Here is a 17,927-nt window from a genome sequence, read left to right as displayed (position 1 = left end):
TGAAGACGACGACGCTATCACCGAGATCGAGGAAAGGCGAGGGTCGCCGTCTCAACTCGGCATATGCCGTGCCGCTGTCGACGCGGCGGCAGGCAAATGGTTCCGCGCCATGGACATGGATATGGACCTGTCCCGATCCGCGGATTTACTGGCTCCGTAGACGGACCGGCAATTTTGCTGCGCATCGGCCGGCTTCGCTGTAAATGACGGCGATGCAGTTGACCCGGAGCCAAGCCGAATCCCTCGCTCGTGACGGCATGGCCGCGCTGCGCAACGGCAATCCGGCGCTGGCCTATGATCGCCTGTCGCTCCTGCGGGACGGCGCACCGGGCATGCCTGCGCCATGGTTCCTGATCGCCCAGGCCGCGCAGTCGCTGGGCCGCGACGACGAGGCGGACGCGGCGCTGGTGCAGTTCCTGGCGACCGAACCGCGTCATCTCGCCGCGTTGCTGACGATGGCGGCGCTCAAGGTACGGCGCGGCGACGATCGCGCGGCGCGATCCTTCTATCAGACCGCGCTGAACGTCGCTGCGCTGCCGGGCACGACGATCCCGCCGGTGCTGGTGCCGATGTTGCGGACCGGGGAGACGTTCCTGGCGGATATCGCCAAGCGGTTCGCCGCGCATCTGGACGATGCGCTGGCGGGGACGCGGCTGGCGGCGGGGGTGTCGGGCGATCGCACGCGCCAGGCACTCGACCTGCTGCTCGGACGCAGCGAGCTCTATCTGCAGCAGCCGACGATGTTCTATTTTCCGGGCCTCGCACAGCGCGCGTTTTTCGAGCGCGATGCGTTCGCATGGGTCGCGACGATCGAGGCTGCGACGACCGCGATGCGCGCAGAACTCGACGCCGTGATCGCGTCCGAACAGGGCTTTTCGCCCTATGTGCATGCAACCCCCGATCGGCCTGCGCCGGCGAATCCGCTGCTCGACGATCCGAGCTGGAGCGCGTTCCATCTGTGGCGCGGTGGCGAGCGGGTCGAGCCCAATGCCACGTCCTGCCCGCAGACGATGGCCGCGCTCGAGCACGCGCCCATCCCGGTGATCGCCGGTCGCTCTCCCATGGCGATCTTCTCGCTGCTGAAGCCCGGTACGCACATCCAGCCGCATCACGGGATGCTCAATACCCGGCTGATCTGCCACCTTCCGCTGATCGCGCCCGAGGGATGCGCGCTTCGGGTCGGCGCGGAGACGCGGCACTGGCAGGCCGGCGAGATGCTGATCTTCGACGATTCGTTCGAACACGAAGCCTGGAACCGCGGCCAGGAGACGCGCGTCGTCCTGTTGTTCGAAATCTGGCGGCCCGAGCTGACCGCCGACGAACGCGCCGCGCTCACGGACATTTTTGAGGCGATCGATACCTATCAGGGTGCCGCGCTCGACATGGGCTGACTATGTGGGGCTGACGACACGGGGCTGACGACACGGGGCTGACCACACGGGGCTGACCACACGGGGCTGGGCAGATCAGTCGGCAATCTCTCCGCTGTTGCCGAGCTTGCTGCCAAGCGTACCGAACAGGTGGCGCAGCATGCCCTTCTCCTCGTCGCCGAGATACGGATTCCAGACGTCGACGATCAGGACCGCGCGGATCGAGTCGCTGTCGTTCCAGGCCTCGTGCTCGATCGTGTCGTCGAACACGAACGCCTCGCCGACCCGCCATGTGCGGGTTTCGCCGCCGACCCGGAACCCGCATTTCTCCGGCACGATCAGCGGCAGGTGGACGACCGACCGAATGTTGCTGACCCCGGTGTGCGGCGGCAGATGCGTGCCCGGTTTCAGGATCGAGAAGAACGCGGTCGGCGCACGTCCGGGAATATCCGCGAGCGGCAGCGTGTCGAGCAGGGCCGCGGTCCGGGGGCACGCCGCGCAGACCACGTCGTCGCGGACACCATAGCGCCACAGATAGCGCGCGCTCCACTTGTCCGAGCGATCGAGCGCGCTCCATTGGTTCGGCGGCGTACCCGGCGTCATCGCGACATAGGGTGTGAAGGCCGGTACGGGATCGGCGAGAAGCGCGTCCAGCTCGGCGCGGATCGCGGGCGTCGCCGCCTCGAAATCGGCGAGCCACGCGAAATGCTCGCGGGCGAAGAATTCGTCGGCCGGCAGGAACGGAAAGTGCAGCCCGTGCGGTGCCGGCGCATGGATCGCGCGCCGCCCCAGCATCGCGTCGACACAGGCATCGAACCGCCGTCGCTGCGCCCCATCGGCGGCGGCACGCAAGGGTTGCATCGCCGCGTCGACATCGTCCGAAAGAGCCTGGGTCCGCCACGCGATCTGCTGCGACGCGCGGGCGAGCAATTGCTCCAGCGCGGGCGATCGATCGGGCATAGACTGGACGATCGTCGCGACGCCACCCCAGCGGAATGTCGCCGCCGATGCGTCACCGACGCGGTCGTGCAGTTCGGCGAGCCGCACGTTCGCCATCAGGTTGCGCTGGTCGAGCGCGAGCGCGCGGTCGAGCGCGGTCCGTTCCGCCGCGGCATCGCCGAGCCCGCGATACGCGCTGGCCAGGTTCATCCAGAGCGGCGCGGCCGCGGGATCGGCCGCCGCCGCGCGCGCGAAATACTCGGCGGCGGCGCGGTCGTCGTGCCCCAGGGCCGCCATCCCGAGCGCATTCAGCGCGACCGGATGATCGGGTGCGATCGACAGGATTTGGTGGAACGCCGCATCCGCCTGCGTCCGGTTACCCGCTCGCTGCGCAGCATCGGCGGCGCGCAGCAACGCGTCCAACTGCGGCGCCGGATGACTGGTCATCAGGAGTGTCGCCGGGATCTATCGACCGGTCGGCGAAGCACGATCGACCATGTCCTGGCCCTGCGCGCGCGCCGCCTGCGCAATCTGATCCCATTCGGCGCGCGTATGGCATTCGCGCCGCGTTTCGATCAACGACCCGGACGGGGCCGATCGCTTGCAGATTTTCCGTTCGGGCTTGGCCGTCGTCTTGGCTGCGTCCGTCGCGGTCGGCTGCTGCGCGAACAGCGGGCTCGCCACCATGATCAAGGCAAGTCCCATCGTCATCCGCTTCGTCATCGCAAACTCCCCAATCTGCAGGTTTGACGGCATCATGGCCGATTCATCGCAGCGCACAATCGAAAATTGCGCCACCCGATCTCCGCGTCGTCGGTGGCGATTTCGGACGCGATATGCGATCCCGTGGGCATGACCCTATCGGCCAACGTCCCTGCCCCCGCCGACCCCGGAACGATGCGCGATATCGCACGGATCGCGGAGCCCCGCTGGCTTGCGCATCGCTATGATCCAGGTCGCGACGCGGTCCATATGGTCGCCGCCGATCGAGCGATGCGCCGCGCCGCCACATTCCTGACCGATGAGTTCCTCCCCACTGCGACAGCCCCCTTCGTCGTTCCACGACGCGCCGCAATTGCTGCGATCCCGCGGGTCGATCCCGTCCATTTCATCTTTCATTCGGCCTATTGCTGCTCGACATTGCTGGCGCAGGCGCTCGATCGCGACGGCTTCGCCTCGACGCTGAGGGAGCCGATGATCCTCAACGACCTCGTCGGCTGGCGGCATCGCGGCGGCAACCCGGCGCAGATCGGCGCCGTCCTGGACGACACGCTCAGCCTGCTGGCGCGCGCGTTCGTCCCGGGCGAAGCGGTAATCATCAAGCCGTCGAACGTCGTCAATGCATCGGCGCCGACGATGTTGACGATCCGGCCCGAGGCTCGCGCTGTGCTGCTATATGCGCCGTTGCGCGTGTTCCTCACCTCGATCGCGCGCAAGGGCATGTGGGGGCGGCTCTGGGTGCGCGAGCTGCTCGCCAAGCAATTGGCCGACGGCATGGTCGACCTGGGCTTTGCGCCCGAGGACTATTTCCGGCTGACCGATCTCCAGGCCGCCGCGGTCGGCTGGATCGCGCAGGCCGATCTGTTCGCCGCGCTCGCTCGGAATTTTCCCGGGCGGGTACGGTCGCTGCAGAGCGAGACGCTACTCGCCGCGCCACGCGCCGCGCTGGCGGCGATCTGCACGCTGTACGGTCTGCCCGCCGATACGGTCACGATCGACGCATTGGCGGGCAGCGATGCGTTTGCGCGCAATGCGAAGGACGGCAATGCCTATCGCGCGACCGATCGCACGCGGGAACAGGTGGACGGCGCGACGCTGCACGCGGACGAGATCGACAAGGTTCTGATCTGGGCCGAAGCCGTCGCGCGGGGTGCGGGCGTGGCGCTCGATCCGCCGGCGCCACTGCTGGGCTGAGCGTCGCCGGTTGCTGTGTCCAAGGTGGCGGACCGCGTCGATACTCTACGACGAATGCACGCGAACGCGTCGGGTTTGCACCGCGTCCTGCATATTGACGGGGCACGATCGGTCGTGACCGACCCAAAGATCCGGACATAAAAAAAGGGCGGCTCCGAAGAGCCGCCCCCGAGATCGGATCGCGTCGATCCTAGAAGTGGACGCGTGCGCCGACGGCAAAGCGACGGCCCAGTGCGTCGTAGGTCGACGGATAGGTGTTGCCGCTGTTGTACGACGTCGATCCTGCCGTCGCGCCGACGAACGGCGGCTGCTTGTCGAACAGGTTCTGCACCGTGATGGTCAGATCGAAGTTCTCCGCGACGTTTACGCGCGTCGACAGATCGATGTAGTTGTACGCCGGAATCCGGTTCAGATCGTAGGTGCCGCCACCAAGCGGCGTGACCACGCCCGAATACAGCGTACCCGCAGCAGGCTCATACCGAACGCCGTCGATGTGGCGCCACAGAACCGAGACATCCACGCCATCGAAGCCGAAGGTCGCACGGGTGTTCCACGAGAACTCCGGCTGGATCGATGCGCAGTTGACCGAATAATACCCGGTGCAATCGCGGTTCAGCGAGGTCGGCGTCGCCTGGAACTTCGAGCTGTTCGTCCAATTGCCCTGGAAGCTCATGCTGAGGCGCGTGAAGCCCAGATCACGCCGGTAATTGACACCAAGGTCGATACCGTCGGTCTTCAGCTTGCCTAGGTTGGACAATGGCGAAAACAGGCCCGGCGCAAGGGCGGCGAGGCCGTCGAGCGTGCCGGTGTTCGAGTTGCGGCGGATGGTCGTGCAGGCCGGATCGCTGGCAGCCGCTGCCGAGACGTTGGTGTACGGCGCAGCACCGAAGCAGGCCGAGATGACGTCGCCTGGAGTCGGCGTCGTGATCGCACCCTTCACCTTGATGTTGTAATAGTCGACGTTGACCGAGAAGCCCGGAATGAGGCTCTGCGGCTGCAGCACGAGGCCCAGCGTGTACGAGTCGGACGTTTCCGGTCGCAAGTCGAGATTGCCGCCCGACGTGACGTTGGCCTGTGCCGACGTGGGATTGGCAATGCTGCCAATGCTGCCGAGCGGTGCACCCTGAGCGAGGCAGACCGCGCGCAGGTTGGCATTGGTCGTGGGCAATGCGCCCGCGCACGGATCGGTCGCGAGATTGGTCAGGCCGGTGTTCAACGGCGAGAACAGTTCGGAGATGTTCGGCGCACGTACCGCACGCTGATAAACCCCGCGGAACTTCACACCGTTGACGGGCTCCCAGCTGCCGCCGCCCTTGTAGGTCGTCGTGTTGAAAGTCGGCGAGTTCGGTGAATCGACCTTGTAGTGCGAGTACCGGATGCCGCCTTCGATCGACAGCGACTGAAAGAACGGACGGTCTTCGATCAACGGCGCGATGATTTCGCCGAACGCCTCGGAGACCTGATAGCCGCCGTCGATGTTCGGCGATGCACCGCCCGCGCCGCCGAGGTCATTCGCTTGTGCCAGCGAGTCCGCGCGCTGCGATGCGGTATACTTGCGATACTCGCCACCAAGCGCGAAGCCGATCGGGTTGCTGGCGAAGGGGCTGGAGAAGCCCACGTCGCCGTTCAGCAACGCGCGGGCCTGCGCCAGCGTGGTGCGGACCGTCGTCGTCGATTCCGCCGTCAGATACGGAACCTGGTTGGAGGCGATGGTGCCGTCCGCCCCGAATACGTTGACGGGAACGCAACCGGTACCCGCGTTGATTGCAGCGGCACCGGCAATCGGCGAGCCACCCAGGCAGGTTGCGGTGTTGGTCGCGTAGACTGCCGACGCAAAGCGCGAGTTGAGCGTATAGCCCTGCTGCGTCGAGGTGTTCTCCGACTCGCCATAGGCGCCCGAAACGTCGAGCTTGATCGCGTCGGTAAGGCTTACGCGTACGCCGGCCTTATAATCGAAGATCGTCGTCACATACTTGCTGATGCGCGGACCGACCTCGGTCGTGCGGCGGGCCAGCGTGACGCCGGGGTTGCTGTTGAAGCCTTCCCCTGCCGAGATCACGCCATCGTTGTTGACGTCGGCGGCGACGAAGGTCGCCGCGCTGTTGACACCGACCGCACGGAAGTTGGGGTCGGTAGCGCTCGTCGCCGTTGCTGCAGCGTTGCACTCTGCGACCGAGAAGCGCGGACGGTAGATCGTCGCACGCGGATCGACGTCGAACGCGCAATATTGCTGACGCAACGCAGTCGGCAGATACGGGTTCGACAGCGGGATCGCGACCGGGATACCGAACGCACCCGATGGCGCGATGATCGTGTTCACGGTGTTCTTCGAGAACAGGCCGCGGGTGTAGACCTCGACGGTGTCCGACACGTCGTAATGCGCCGCGCCGTACATGTTGAAGCGTTCGAACGGCGTCTGGAAGATGTTGTACGGGTTGAAGTTGAACGGCGCGTAGGCGGTGACCGCGCGGCCGGTGGCGGGATCGATCTGTCGGTTGCCGCCGTTGACGACCGTCGCGCTGGTGCTGGGAAGGCCCGTCAGCGGATCGATCGGGCGCGTGCCCGAGAACGTGGCCGGAACGGCCGTGCCGGAACCGGCCAGCGCCAGGTTATTCGGAGCGAGCGAGTTCAGACCGAAGAACGACTGGGGACGGTCGCCCTGATACACCGGATCGGCCTGCTGATAGCCGACCGAGAATACCGCGTTGCCGCGACCGTCATCGAAGTTCGCGCCGATCGTGATGTCGCCGCGGAAATAGGCGCCGTCACCACGCTCCGTGATCTGGTTCGATACGGATGCGTCGAGACCCGAGAAGTCGGAGCGCGTAATGAAGTTGACGACGCCCGACACCGCGTCGGCGCCATAGGTCGTCGCTGCGCCACCGGTCAGTGCATCGACGCGCTCGACGAGCGCGAGCGGAATGTTGTTGAGATCGACCCGGCCGAGCAGGCCCGAGGGAACGATTCGGTTGCCGTCGATCAGGACGACGTTGCGGAACGAGCCAAGCCCGCGAAGATCGACATAGGATGCGCCGCCATTGCCGTTGTTCACGGCCGAACCGATGCTCGGCACTGCGCCCGGCAGGTTGCGAAGGATTTCCTCGGCGGTGTTCGACTGACGAAGCTTGATTTCCTCCTGGCCGATGACCTGGACCGGTGCCGAGGCGACCAGCGCGGGATTCTTGATCAGCGAGCCGGTGACGACGATGTCGCCCTGGCTGTTCGCCTCGACCGGCGCGGCTTCCGACGACGTCATGCCGACTTCGCCCTGGGCGTTGGCGCCCGGCGTGGTCGCCTGGGTCGCGGTCGCACCGCCGGCGCGGATCCCCGAATTGTCGCCTTGGACTTGCGCGAAGGCTGGCGTGGCAAGCGTTGCCGCTCCCATGAGCAGCGTCGTCGCGAGAAGATGTGCGCGAGCAGTAGATGTCATATTGGCCCCTTTTTGCCGGCGTTGTGCCGTGCAGTGTCCCGAATAAACTTCGGTTCTGGGTGCTGGTCTATCTCGCGTGTTTCGCACTGCAACGAATATCGTCGATTCGGCCCTTTTATATTTCGTTTGCAACATCAGCGTGACATTCGCGCAACATACTATCATTTCAGCCAATGAGCGGACACAAACCTGCTCGATCATCCCGTTGAGGCCGTCCCATGCATAGAGTGCCGACTTTTCGTGTTCCGTCTGCGCCGCTCGCGGTGGCATGCCTGCTGCTGCTGGGCGCCCCTGCGGTGGGGCAGGGCCGCCCGGATACGTCCAAGACGTTGGATGCGCTCGCGGAATGTCAGGCAATCCCAACCGATTCGGCCCGACTGGCGTGCTTCGACACGGCCGCCCGTCAGATTTCGAACGCGCGCAAATCGGGCAGCCTGCTGGCCTTGGACCGGGAAAAGGTGATCGAGCAGAAGCGTCGCCAGTTCGGGCTCGGCGATGCCGCCCGCAATCCGCTCGGCGGCGGCGAGGCCGACCGGGTTACGAAGGTCACCGAAGTCGTCACGACCATAACTGGCGTGAAGCCGTCGTCCTATGCGCGGTTCTCGCTGCAATTGGCGAACGGCACGGTGTGGGAAACGATCGAACCGCTGAGCCTGATGCCGCGGCCGGGCACGGCCATAACGATCAAGCAATCGGGCTTTGGCGGGTTCAAGGCGACGATCAAGGGTGAACGCCCGATTCTGATCAAGCGGCAACGGTAGCCGCCGTAGGGGGGTGGGAACCAGGGCGCTGCGGCCTTGGACGATCCCCTCTTGCCGCGGCGCCGCGGTTCGGCGAGCATGGTCGCAAACAGGGGGAGAGACCGATGATAAAGGCATGTTTGATCGGGCTGACGGCATGTGTCGCGGCCCCGGCGCTGGCCCAGACCAGACCCGTCACCGTCACCTATATCCAGGCGGGTACCGTGCTCGACCGCCCCGGCCAGACGCCGCGCGGCAACACGACGATCATCGTCCGCGATGGCAAGGTCGCCGAGTTGCGCGACGGTTTCGTTGCTCCGGAGCAAGGCGCCGCACTGGTCGATCTGCGCAACGCGTTCGTCCTGCCGGGGCTGGTCGACATGCACGTCCATCTGTGGGGCATCGGCGGCGATCCGATGCGCGCGCGGCTGGAGGCGCTGAACCGCGACCGGTTCGACGACGAGATGACCGCGGTCGCCAACGCGCGCACCACGCTGAACGCGGGCTTCACCTCGGTCCGCGATCTCGGCGGCGATCCGCGCGGTATCCGTGCACTACGCGATGCGATCGATGCAGGAACGGTCGAAGGGCCGAGCATCACCAATGCGGGCGAGATGATCTCGGTCACCGGCGGGCATGGCGACGGCGGCAACGGGCTCGCCGAGGAGTTCGCCGACATGGTGCATGCCAGGGAAGTGAACCTGTGCGATGGTCCCGACGACTGCCGCCGCGCGGTGCGCGCGCAGGTCGCGCTCGGCGCCCGCGTCATCAAGTTCGCGGCGACCGGCGGCGTGCTCTCGAACGTCAGCGGCGGGCTCGGCCGGGCGATGACGCCGGAGGAAATGCGCGCGATCATCGAGACTGCGCATACGCTGGGTCGCAAGGTCGCCGCGCATAGCCATGCCGCCGAGGGTACGCGGGCGGCGCTGGAGGCCGGCGTGGATTCGATCGAGCACGGCACCTTCCTCGACGCGGATACGATCAAGCTGTTCAAGACCAAGGGCGCGTATCTGGTACCGACCGAGATCGCGCCGGTCGCCGCGCTCGTCCAGGCGCGTGGCGGCGCCCTGCCCCCTGCGACGATCGTCAAGGCCCAGGCCGCTGCTGCAGCAATGGCCGACAGCCACCGCCGTGCCTATGCCGCCGGCGTGAAGGTCGCGTTCGGGACCGATACAGGTGTGTCGAAGCACGGCGACAACGCGACCGAGTTCGCGCTGATGGTGAAGAACGGACTGACCCCGGCACAGGCGATCGCCGCCGCCACTATCGGCGCCGCCGACCTGCTGGGTCGCGACGACATCGGCACGCTCGCACCCGGCAAGACCGCGGACATCATCGCCGTGACGGGCTCGCCGCTGCAGGATGTGACGCGGCTCGAACACGTCGATTTCGTCATGCACCGCGGCAAGATCGCCAAGACCGCGTCCGCCGGCATCTAACCGCGCGGCGCCCGGGTCAGCGTCGCTGACCTCGGCCCGTCGCGGCCCAGTACAGGCCACCCAGCAGGTGCTGGAGATAGCGTTCGTCGCGGTACGCCTCCGCATCATGGCCGAGCAGCGTGACGAAGACCCGCCCCTTTTCATAGCGATGATACCAGGCTTCGGGGTGGTCCTTCCCCATCGGCTTCGCCACCTGACCCGGCCAAATCCGGGTCGGATCATAGCTCGTCTCGTCCACCGTCAGCACCGTATCGATGACGACCGCGAACGGATTGCTCGTGACGTAGAATTCATCGCTCCAGATCCAGCGGTCGGGCAGGCCGAACGTGGCGGGAAAGTCCTTGTCGACGACGGTGACGACGCCGGTCTGCAGCATCGGATGATTGACGAAACTGCGGCCGACCAGTCTTTCGTACCACGGCCAGTCGGTCTTTGGGATGATCGCCGCGCGGTGGACGATCATGGCGTTGCCGCCATCGCGCATATACGCCTCGAAATGCCGACGCTGCGTCTCGCTCAGCTGTTCCGCCGGGGTATTGAGGAACATCACCGCCGCATATTGCGTGAGATCGCCATCGAACACCGCAGGGTCGCTGGTCCACTCTACGTGGAACGCATGCAGCTTTGCGAGATGCTCGAGACTGTCGCGCGCGACCGGAATATACTCATAGTGATATTTGCTGGGCGTTGCGATTACCAGGACCTGGAATTGATCCTCGGCGAAGCTGGCCGACGGGATCATCAGGAAAACGATCGCGAGAAGCGCCTTCAAAGCCGCGGCCATCATGTTCCCCTCGCGTCACTGAAGCTCGTCATAGCGATCGAAGCGCCGCTGAGGATACCCCCGGCGCGCGTCAATCGGCCGACGTCGCGAACCAGATCACGTGGCGCGGCCCCTTGCCGTTGCTGCGCGCACGCACGACGACTTCTTCGGTACGGAACCCCGACGAGGCGAGGCGGCGGACGAACACCGGATCCGGCGCTGCCGACCAGATCGCCAGGACGCCACCGGGGGCGAGCGCCCGCTTCGCCGCGGCCAGCCCGCGCGCCGAATAGAGGCGGTCGTTGTCGGTCCGAGTCAGCCCGTCGGGACCATTGTCGACGTCCAGCAGAATCGCGTCGTAGGTCGACGACGCCGCGGCAATCGCGGCGCCGACATCGCCCTGCACCACCGTCACGCGCGGATCGTCTAGGCAGCCCGCCATCAGCGTCGCCATCGGCCCACGCGCCCATGCGATGATCTCCGGCACCAGTTCGACCACCGTGATCCGCGCGTTCCGATCGAGTGCCGCCAGCGCCGCGCGCAGCGTGAAGCCCATGCCGTATCCGCCGATCAGCAGATGAGGACGCGGCCGCTTTCCCAGTCGTTCGCAGGTGATGACGGCGAGCGCCTCTTCCGATCCCGTCATCCGCGTGCTCATCAGCTCGGCGCGATCGAGCAGGATCATGAAGTCGCCGCCGCGGCTGTAGAGATGCAGCTCTTCGCCGCCGCCCGGCACGATCGCGGTGGCCAGCAATTCCCGTGGTGTCATCGTGCTCTCACGTCCCTCGATACCGAGCCGGCACTAGCGGGACCGCCGTCCGGTCGTACGCGCGGCATTGGCGCTTTCTTCCGCCGCAAGCTTGCGCCAGCGAGCGAACCGCTCGGGCGACAGCGTGCCAGCCTTGATCCCCGCCTGGACCGCGCAGCCGGGCTCGACGGTATGCGAACAGTCCGAGAACTTGCAGCCCTGCGCCGCCAGTTCGAAATCGTCGAATACTTCCGCGATGCCGGTCGACGCATCGGACAATTGCAACTCGCGCATGCCCGGCAGGTCGAGCAGCCAGCCGCCCTCCTTGAGCCGGTGCATCTCGCGTACCGTCGTCGTATGCCGCCCGGTCGCATCGCCCTTGCGGATCGCCTGCGTGAGGATGCTCTCCGACCCCCGCAACGTGTTGACGAGCGTCGATTTGCCAACGCCGGACGAGCCGAGAAACGCCACCGTCTTGCCTCGGCCGCACCACGCCGCGAGGTGCGCGACGCTGGCGGGATCGCGACCGTCGATCGCCTCGACGTGCAATCCGGCCTCGATGCCGTGCACCGCCGCGACGAACGTCTCGGGACTGTCGGTCAGGTCGATCTTCGTGAGAACGATCACCGGGTCCACGCCCACCTCACGTGCGAGCACCAGGTATCGCTCCAGTCGAGCGATGCTGAAATCCTGGTTGCACGAGGCGACCAGGAACACCGTGTCGACATTGGCGGCGATCATCTGATCCTTGCGCGGATCGGCCGGCGAGCGCCGCTTGAACAGGTTCATCCGGCGCAGCACACGGATCGGCTCGAGGGTATGATCGTCGATCAGCAGCCAGTCGCCCACCGTCGGATGATCGTCCGACGGCAGCGCTCCGGGGATATAGGGCGAGACGAAACGCTGCCCGCCCTCGCCGGATACCGCGATCTGGCCGCGGTGGACGGACATCACGCGGACCGGATGGCAATGCCCCGCCTCGTCGTCAGACACCTGCTCGCTGAAATGCGCCGTCCAGCCTAGCTCGAGCAATGTCTCGTCGATCGCGATCATAAGGCGGCAGCAGCGTCTTTCATGGCATCCCGACCCATAGCCTGTCGCGTCGGGTATCGTGCTCCCAGCGGCTGACATGAGTTTCGACGATTGGCAAGCAATGCGTCGGCGAAGTCCGACGGCGCCCCAAACCGCGCCTCCGTTTGCGTCGGCACCAACCACGCATCTGCCCTTGAGGCGGTGCGCTACGCCAGGTCGGCCGCCATCCACATCTGTCCCGGACTAGTACATATTCGGGTATTTTTTAGACAAAAGTACCAGGAACCAAGAGCTTGGCCCACGGTTTATGCGTCCGGTCCGGTAGCACTTACGCACCGGCCGGCAAGTGGACCATGATCTGTGAAACGCGTGTTTGCGACGGGCGGGCTGATGGCCCTGCTCGTGACATTTGCCGGTTGCGCCGCCCCGGCAACCCGGATCTCGACCGGGTTGCAGCGCTACGGCCTCGACCCGGCACGGGCCGATTGCGTTGGTGGACGTCTCCAGGCGAACTTGTCGCTCGGTCAGTTGCAGCGTCTCGGCAAGGCCGCCGCGGCATACCGGCAGGGCGACACGGGCCCCGGCGTATTGACCGCATCGGACCTTGTCCGGGTGGCAACGCAATTGCGCGATCCGGCGATCGCGCTGGAAGTCGGCAAGGCCGGCGCTGGCTGCGGCGTCCTGCCGTAACGAACGCGCCATTTTCTCTTTCGAACAGGATAAACCAATGAACAAAGACGAATTCCAGGGCGGTGCCCGCTATGTCGGTGGCAAGGTCGAAAAGGCCGTTGGCGATACCGTGAACAGCCGCAATTGGCAGGTCGACGGCGTCGTCGATCAGGTCGCTGGCGGCGCGCAGAACTTGTACGGGCGTGCCAGGTCGGCGATCGAAGACGTGGTCGACGGCGCCCCGGAACTCGCCGACAAGCTCGGCAGCGATGCGCGCGAAGCCGCCGATCGCGCCGCGGAAGCCGCCAAGCGTGGTGCACGGTCCGCGCAGGCATCGGCCAAGGATGCACCGATCCTGTGGGCGCTCGGTGCGGCGGCGGTCGGCTATGGCATCGCCTGGCTCGTCCACGGCCAGCGCGACTGATCGCGTGGCATCGGCCCCGCCCCTCAAGTCGCTGCGCGACTCCGCCGATCTGCGCCATCTGCGCCAGATCATCGCGGGGCTCGACGAAGGCGTCATACTGGTCGACCCCGATCAGACCATCCTGTGGGCCAATGATGCGGCGCTCGGGATGCACGGGGTCGCGTCGGTCGAGGAACTCGGGGCCGATGTCGACGAGTATCGTCAGCGCTTCCAGCTGCGCTATCGCAACAACCACAAGCTGAACGATGCGGACTATCCCATCGAGCGGGTCGTGTCGGGCGAGGCGTTTTCGGAAGTCGTCGTCGAGGTCGCGGTCGCAGGGGAGGAGGAGCCCCGCTGGGTCCACCAGGTCCGCAGCCTCGTCCTGACCAACGACGCGGACGAACCCGAATGCCTGGTCATGGTGATCCAGGACGTCTCGGCCCGGTTCGAGGCAGAGGACCGGTTCGAACAGTCGTTCAACGCCAACCCGGCGCCGGCCGTGATCTGCCGCCTGTGCGATCTTCGCTTCGTGAAGGTCAATCAGGGCTTTATCGACATGACCGGGCACGATCGCGCGACCGTCCTGTCGCGTACGGTCTACGATATCGACGTGCTGGAGCGTGCCGAGAAACGCGAGCTGGGCAAGGAACGCCTCGCCGAGGGACGTACCATTCCGCAGATGGAAGCCGAACTCGGCTTGCCGGATGGCGGCACGAAGCTCGTCATCGTCGCCGGCCAGCCGATCGACCTCGGCGATCAGCCGTGCATGCTGTTCACCTTCGCCGATCTGGAACCGCGCCGCAAAGCCGAGACCGCGCTTCGGCATAGCGAGGAGCGGTTCATGCGGACCTTCTCGCTGGCGCCCGTCGCGCTGGCGATCGGCGCGCTGGACGGCCACCGCCTGTGCGACGTCAACGAGGCATTCACCGGGCTGACCGGCTATGCCTCGGAGATCATCGGTCGTCCGCTCGGCGATGTCGAGCTTTGGGAGACCCCTGCCCTGCGCGAGGCGATCGAAGCCGATATCGAGGCAGGCAACCCGATCCGCGATCGCGAAGTGCGGGTTCGGACGAAAGACGGCCACATCCTCGACTGCATCGTCTCGGCCGAACCGATCCAGCTGGACGACGAGGCCTGTGTGCTGTGGGCGATGCGCGACATCAGCATCCGCAAGGCGTCGGAACGCGAGCTCGTCAATGCGATCGAAGCGGTGATGAAGGATACCAGCTGGCTGAGCCGGTCGATCATGGACAAGCTCGCCCGGATCCGTACGCCCGACGCGGAACCGGCCGGCGTCGGACTGGACCAGCTGACCCAGCGCGAGCGCGAGGTTCTGGCACTCATCTGTCGCGGACTCGACGACAAGTCGATTGCCCGTACGCTCGACGTCTCGGGCAACACCGTGCGCAATCACGTCGCACGCATCTACGCCAAGATCGGCGTCAACCGTCGCAACGCCGCCGCGGCCTGGGCACGCGCCCGCGGGTTCGACGGCGATTCGATGCCGATGCCGCATCGTGCCGGCAGCCCTCTCAAGGACGTAGCAGCATGACGAGCGACAAGAACACCGGTCGAGCCCGTCAGGCCAAGGGCTCCGTCCAGGAGGCGATCGGCAAGATCATCGGCAACACCGCCGTCGAGAAGCAGGGCCTGAGCGAAAGCAAGGCCGGCGCCCGACAGGCAAAAGCCGAACACCCTATCGATCCCCCCATCGATCGCGACGGCAAGGACTGACGCCGTCGCGCGGATCTTCGTCACGAAGAGCAATTTTACCTTACGAATAACAGGAGTGATTATGGCTACCCATCTGACGCCCGGCGGTCTGCCGGTCGATGACATTCGCTATGCGAAGACCCCGACGCGCATATCCTGGGGCGCGATCTTTGCCGGCGTCGTGCTGGCGATCGCGGTCCAGCTGGTGCTGGGCATTCTCGGCACCGGCATTGGCCTCAGCCTGGTCGATCCCGTCGAAGGCACCACGCCCGGCGCGACCGGTTTCGGCATCGGCGCCGGGATCTACTGGATCATCACCACGGTGATCGCGCTCGGTGCGGGCGGCTATGCCGCAGCGCGCGTTGCCGGCGTGCAGGATCGTTTCGACGGCCTGGTCCACGGCCTCGTCGTATGGGGCGTCACGCTGATCCTCACGCTCTATCTGCTGACGTCGGCCGTCGGCGGGATCATCGGCGGCGCCTTCCGCACCGTCGGCTCGGTCGCGACCGCAGCCGGCAGCGGCATCGGTGCAGCGGCCCCCAAGGTCGCGGACGTCGCCAATGTCGACGTGACCGACGTGCGTGACGAGGCTTCAGCCTATCTGTCGACGGCGCCGTCGGATCCCGCGCAGATGACGCCGGAACAGGCGCAGAAGGAAATCGCCAAGGAACTGCCGGCACTTGCCCGTGGTGGCCAGGACGGTGCACAGGCCGAGAGCCGGATCGTCGATATCGTCGCCGCCCAGCGCAAGATCAGCCGTCCCGAGGCGCAGGCCCAGGTGACGCGCGCCAAGGCGCAGTTCGTCGAGACGAAGAACAAGACGATCGCGACCGCGAAGTCGGCTACCGACACCGCTGCCGGTGCCGCTGCCGGGACGTCGTTCATGGTGGTGATCGCGCTGCTGATCGGCGCGGCCGCTGCAGGCTTCGGCGCCACCGCCGCCGCCCGTCGCCGGGTCTGATACAAAACAGGGCGCACCACCGGGTTGGTGGTGCGCCCTGATCTACGCCGGTGGTCTATCACCGGTGGATCCGGTCAAGCCGTGGCGGGAAAACGATCTTCATCCGCCACGTCTTTTCCACCACGTCTTCATGTTTTCCCCAGCTCAGAACACGCGATGTGCAACGCTCGAAACCCCGTTGGCATGTCGATAGCGCCGCGCGCGTCGACTTGGCATCTTCGTACCGCAAGCTCGGAACGGTAACGGACCAATTCCGGAGTCGGTCGGCACAGCGATCGAGATGCCGCGTGCCTCCGATCGGATCGGTGCGGCATCGTTTTCCACCTCGCCCACGATCAACACCGCATGTCGTTGCCATGCGCCGCTCGGCGAGGTGCCGCCCCCGGCTCGACGCCCTCGCAAGCCGCTCTGCAAGACTCGCGCATCTGTCGGGTACGTATCACCCGGCAAGTCCATCCCGGCGCCAATTCACTTCACCGTTGCATTTACATAACGCGGTATATACTGCGTTATAGATTAGGAGACGGTGATGCAGGATATATTGGCGCTCGAAGGTCAGGTGATGCTCGGTAGCCGACTGAAGCGGTTGGCCGAGCGGTTGCAGGCGGGCGCCGAGAAGATTGCGGTCGATTGCGGCCTGCCCATGCAGCCCAGCCAGATGCCATTCCTGACGGCGCTATACCGCCAAGGCCCCATGACGGTCGGCGAAATTGTAAGAGTCCTTGGTATCAGCCAACCCGCAGTCACAAGGATCCTGTCGCGGCTGATCGATATGAAGTTGGTCGAAACTAGTCGCGACATGCGCGATCAGCGTAACAAGACGGTAGCACTCAGCCGTCAAGGTCGCGAAGCCATGGATCTTGCCAATACCGTGCTGTGGCCGCGGTTGCGTGCGGCTGTGGACGAGGTGTGCGATGCGCCTGCGTTACTCCGCCTGATCGAGGCGACCGAGCGTGCGCTAGCCTCGCAACCCTTGGAACAGCGGCCGAGCGGCGGTTTGGCGATCCGTCGGTTCAGCGATGCGTTGGCGGAGGATTTCTACCGTATCAACGCCGAATGGATCGGCGATATGTATCGGCTCGAGGCGACCGACATCGATGTACTCAAAAATCCGCGGGCGCGCATCCTCGAGCCGGGCGGCGACATCTTGTTCGTCGAGGATCCGCAGCTTGGTATCGTGGGCACGTGCGCGTTGCAGCGAACGGGGGAGCGTCAGTTCGAACTGACCAAGATGGGCGTGTCGGCTGACGCGCGCGGCAAGAAGGTCGGCGAATTCCTGCTGCATGCGATCATCGCGCGTGCTCATGCGTTGGGATGTGATCGGCTTTATCTGCTGAGCAACGCCAAGAGCGCGGCAGCGATCCATCTTTATGAAAAGCTTGGGTTTAGCCATGATACCCAGATCATGGAGGAATTCGGCAAACGCTATGAGCGGTGTAACGTCGCAATGCTCTACGTACCGCCGGTCTGATCGTCGTTGTGCCCCTGATGCATCGACGAACATGGCATGTCGCTGCGGCACGAACGACTGCCGGCGGGCGTGCCGCACGGGCACCGGAAAACCACTATTTTCGTCGCGGGTCTGAGTTGCACCGGCATGATCACACCCTGGGTGCTCGACCGAGCGAGGAACGGTGAAGTCTTCACTACCTACGTGACCCGCGTCCTCGTGCCCGAACTTTCGCCCGGCAACGTCGTCATCATCGACACCCTATCCAGCCATAAGGCGGCAGCCGTACGTGCCGCCGTCGAAGCCGCGGGTGCCAGGCTCCTGCTCCTTCCGTCTTACAGCCCAGGCTTCAT

16 protein-coding genes and 1 pseudogene are annotated in these 17,927 nt (G+C 65.6%); 11 read left to right on the top strand and 6 right to left on the bottom strand.

Translation table 11 applies throughout. The annotated features are described in order from the left end of the window. The first annotated feature begins 212 nt into the window (after positions 1-212). Positions 213-1,391, top strand: a complete 1,179-nt coding sequence (locus AC3D24_RS14875) for an aspartyl/asparaginyl beta-hydroxylase domain-containing protein (RefSeq protein ID WP_489031807.1) — start codon at positions 213-215, stop codon at positions 1,389-1,391. A gap of 75 nt (positions 1,392-1,466) precedes the next feature. Here the strand turns inward: AC3D24_RS14875 and AC3D24_RS14870 are convergent, their stop codons facing one another. After that, positions 1,467-2,756 (bottom strand): aspartyl/asparaginyl beta-hydroxylase domain-containing protein, encoded by a 1,290-nt coding sequence (locus AC3D24_RS14870; protein WP_489031806.1) that lies wholly within the window; start codon positions 2,754-2,756, stop codon positions 1,467-1,469. Between the two features lie 18 nt (positions 2,757-2,774). Then, positions 2,775-3,032: a hypothetical protein gene (locus tag AC3D24_RS14865; protein WP_489031804.1), complete on the bottom strand. Its 258-nt coding sequence runs from the start codon at positions 3,030-3,032 to the stop codon at positions 2,775-2,777. A gap of 129 nt (positions 3,033-3,161) precedes the next feature. Between AC3D24_RS14865 and AC3D24_RS14860 the strand changes: the two genes are divergently transcribed. Beyond that, positions 3,162-4,223, top strand: coding sequence for a hypothetical protein (locus AC3D24_RS14860; RefSeq protein WP_489031803.1), 1,062 nt, complete (start codon positions 3,162-3,164; stop codon positions 4,221-4,223). Positions 4,224-4,413: 190 nt separating this feature from the next. Here the strand turns inward: AC3D24_RS14860 and AC3D24_RS14855 are convergent, their stop codons facing one another. Next, complete coding sequence (locus AC3D24_RS14855) at positions 4,414-7,653, bottom strand: TonB-dependent receptor domain-containing protein (RefSeq protein ID WP_489031801.1); 3,240 nt, start codon at positions 7,651-7,653, stop codon at positions 4,414-4,416. A gap of 227 nt (positions 7,654-7,880) precedes the next feature. On the opposite strand from AC3D24_RS14855, the gene AC3D24_RS14850 reads away from it, so the two are divergent. After that, positions 7,881-8,414: a hypothetical protein gene (locus tag AC3D24_RS14850; RefSeq protein ID WP_489031799.1), complete on the top strand. Its 534-nt coding sequence runs from the start codon at positions 7,881-7,883 to the stop codon at positions 8,412-8,414. 104 nt (positions 8,415-8,518) lie between these two features. After that, a complete protein-coding gene (locus AC3D24_RS14845; protein WP_489031797.1) occupies positions 8,519-9,832 on the top strand; it encodes a metal-dependent hydrolase family protein in 1,314 nt (437 codons plus the stop codon). A gap of 16 nt (positions 9,833-9,848) precedes the next feature. On the opposite strand, the gene AC3D24_RS14840 is transcribed toward AC3D24_RS14845, so the two are convergent. The 3 genes from AC3D24_RS14840 to rsgA all read right to left on the bottom strand — a co-directional run bounded on the left by AC3D24_RS14840 (position 9,849) and on the right by rsgA (position 12,396). Further along, positions 9,849-10,616, bottom strand: a complete 768-nt coding sequence (locus AC3D24_RS14840; RefSeq protein ID WP_489031795.1) for a ThuA domain-containing protein — start codon at positions 10,614-10,616, stop codon at positions 9,849-9,851. A gap of 70 nt (positions 10,617-10,686) precedes the next feature. After that, entirely contained in the window at positions 10,687-11,364 is a 678-nt protein-coding gene (locus AC3D24_RS14835; RefSeq protein WP_489031793.1) for a spermidine synthase, read from the bottom strand. Positions 11,365-11,397: 33 nt separating this feature from the next. Then, entirely contained in the window at positions 11,398-12,396 is a 999-nt protein-coding gene (gene rsgA / locus AC3D24_RS14830) for a ribosome small subunit-dependent GTPase A (RefSeq protein ID WP_489031792.1), read from the bottom strand. 339 nt (positions 12,397-12,735) lie between these two features. Here rsgA and AC3D24_RS14825 point away from each other — a divergent pair, with 339 nt between their 5' ends. From AC3D24_RS14825 to AC3D24_RS14795, 7 genes and pseudogenes are all read left to right on the top strand, one after another. Beyond that, positions 12,736-13,065, top strand: coding sequence for a hypothetical protein (locus tag AC3D24_RS14825; protein WP_489031791.1), 330 nt, complete (start codon positions 12,736-12,738; stop codon positions 13,063-13,065). 37 nt (positions 13,066-13,102) lie between these two features. After that, positions 13,103-13,468 carry a CsbD family protein gene (locus AC3D24_RS14820; protein ID WP_489031789.1) on the top strand — a complete coding sequence of 122 codons (366 nt, stop codon included), beginning with the start codon at positions 13,103-13,105 and terminating at the stop codon, positions 13,466-13,468. Positions 13,469-13,472: 4 nt separating this feature from the next. Further along, entirely contained in the window at positions 13,473-15,002 is a 1,530-nt protein-coding gene (locus AC3D24_RS14815) for a PAS domain S-box protein (RefSeq protein ID WP_489031787.1), read from the top strand. Continuing rightward, the gene (locus AC3D24_RS14810; RefSeq protein WP_489031785.1) at positions 14,999-15,184 is read left to right on the top strand and encodes a hypothetical protein; all 186 of its coding nucleotides are present in this window, start codon (positions 14,999-15,001) and stop codon (positions 15,182-15,184) included. The genes AC3D24_RS14815 and AC3D24_RS14810 overlap by 4 nt, the downstream gene beginning before the upstream one ends. A 61-nt stretch (positions 15,185-15,245) precedes the next feature. Beyond that, positions 15,246-16,124: a hypothetical protein gene (locus tag AC3D24_RS14805; RefSeq protein WP_489031784.1), complete on the top strand. Its 879-nt coding sequence runs from the start codon at positions 15,246-15,248 to the stop codon at positions 16,122-16,124. A 529-nt stretch (positions 16,125-16,653) separates the two neighbouring features. Next, positions 16,654-17,595: a bifunctional helix-turn-helix transcriptional regulator/GNAT family N-acetyltransferase gene (locus AC3D24_RS14800; protein ID WP_489031782.1), complete on the top strand. Its 942-nt coding sequence runs from the start codon at positions 16,654-16,656 to the stop codon at positions 17,593-17,595. 30 nt (positions 17,596-17,625) lie between these two features. Beyond that, positions 17,626-17,925: pseudogene (locus AC3D24_RS14795) on the top strand (transposase); the annotation flags it as partial. Positions 17,926-17,927 lie beyond the last annotated feature (2 nt).

It is taken from the genome of Sphingomonas sp. SL1004 (assembly GCF_057815015.1).
Note: the sequence above shows the minus strand (reverse complement) of the source record. Positions and strands in the feature narration are given on the sequence as shown.

Bases quoted from the DNA above. Each gene is read 5' to 3' on its own strand.
- AC3D24_RS14875 (WP_489031807.1), top strand. From the start codon at position 213: ATGCAGTTGACCCGGAGCCAAGCCGAATCCCTCGCTCGTGACGGCATG.
- AC3D24_RS14870 (WP_489031806.1), bottom strand. From the start codon at position 2,756: ATGACCAGTCATCCGGCGCCGCAGTTGGACGCGTTGCTGCGCGCCGCC.
- AC3D24_RS14865 (WP_489031804.1), bottom strand. From the start codon at position 3,032: ATGACGAAGCGGATGACGATGGGACTTGCCTTGATCATGGTGGCGAGC.
- AC3D24_RS14860 (WP_489031803.1), top strand. From the start codon at position 3,162: ATGACCCTATCGGCCAACGTCCCTGCCCCCGCCGACCCCGGAACGATG.
- AC3D24_RS14855 (WP_489031801.1), bottom strand. From the start codon at position 7,653: ATGACATCTACTGCTCGCGCACATCTTCTCGCGACGACGCTGCTCATG.
- AC3D24_RS14845 (WP_489031797.1), top strand. From the start codon at position 8,519: ATGATAAAGGCATGTTTGATCGGGCTGACGGCATGTGTCGCGGCCCCG.
- AC3D24_RS14840 (WP_489031795.1), bottom strand. From the start codon at position 10,616: ATGGCCGCGGCTTTGAAGGCGCTTCTCGCGATCGTTTTCCTGATGATC.
- AC3D24_RS14835 (WP_489031793.1), bottom strand. From the start codon at position 11,364: ATGACACCACGGGAATTGCTGGCCACCGCGATCGTGCCGGGCGGCGGC.
- rsgA (WP_489031792.1), bottom strand. From the start codon at position 12,396: ATGATCGCGATCGACGAGACATTGCTCGAGCTAGGCTGGACGGCGCAT.
- AC3D24_RS14820 (WP_489031789.1), top strand. From the start codon at position 13,103: ATGAACAAAGACGAATTCCAGGGCGGTGCCCGCTATGTCGGTGGCAAG.
- AC3D24_RS14810 (WP_489031785.1), top strand. From the start codon at position 14,999: ATGACGAGCGACAAGAACACCGGTCGAGCCCGTCAGGCCAAGGGCTCC.
- AC3D24_RS14805 (WP_489031784.1), top strand. From the start codon at position 15,246: ATGGCTACCCATCTGACGCCCGGCGGTCTGCCGGTCGATGACATTCGC.
- AC3D24_RS14800 (WP_489031782.1), top strand. From the start codon at position 16,654: ATGCAGGATATATTGGCGCTCGAAGGTCAGGTGATGCTCGGTAGCCGA.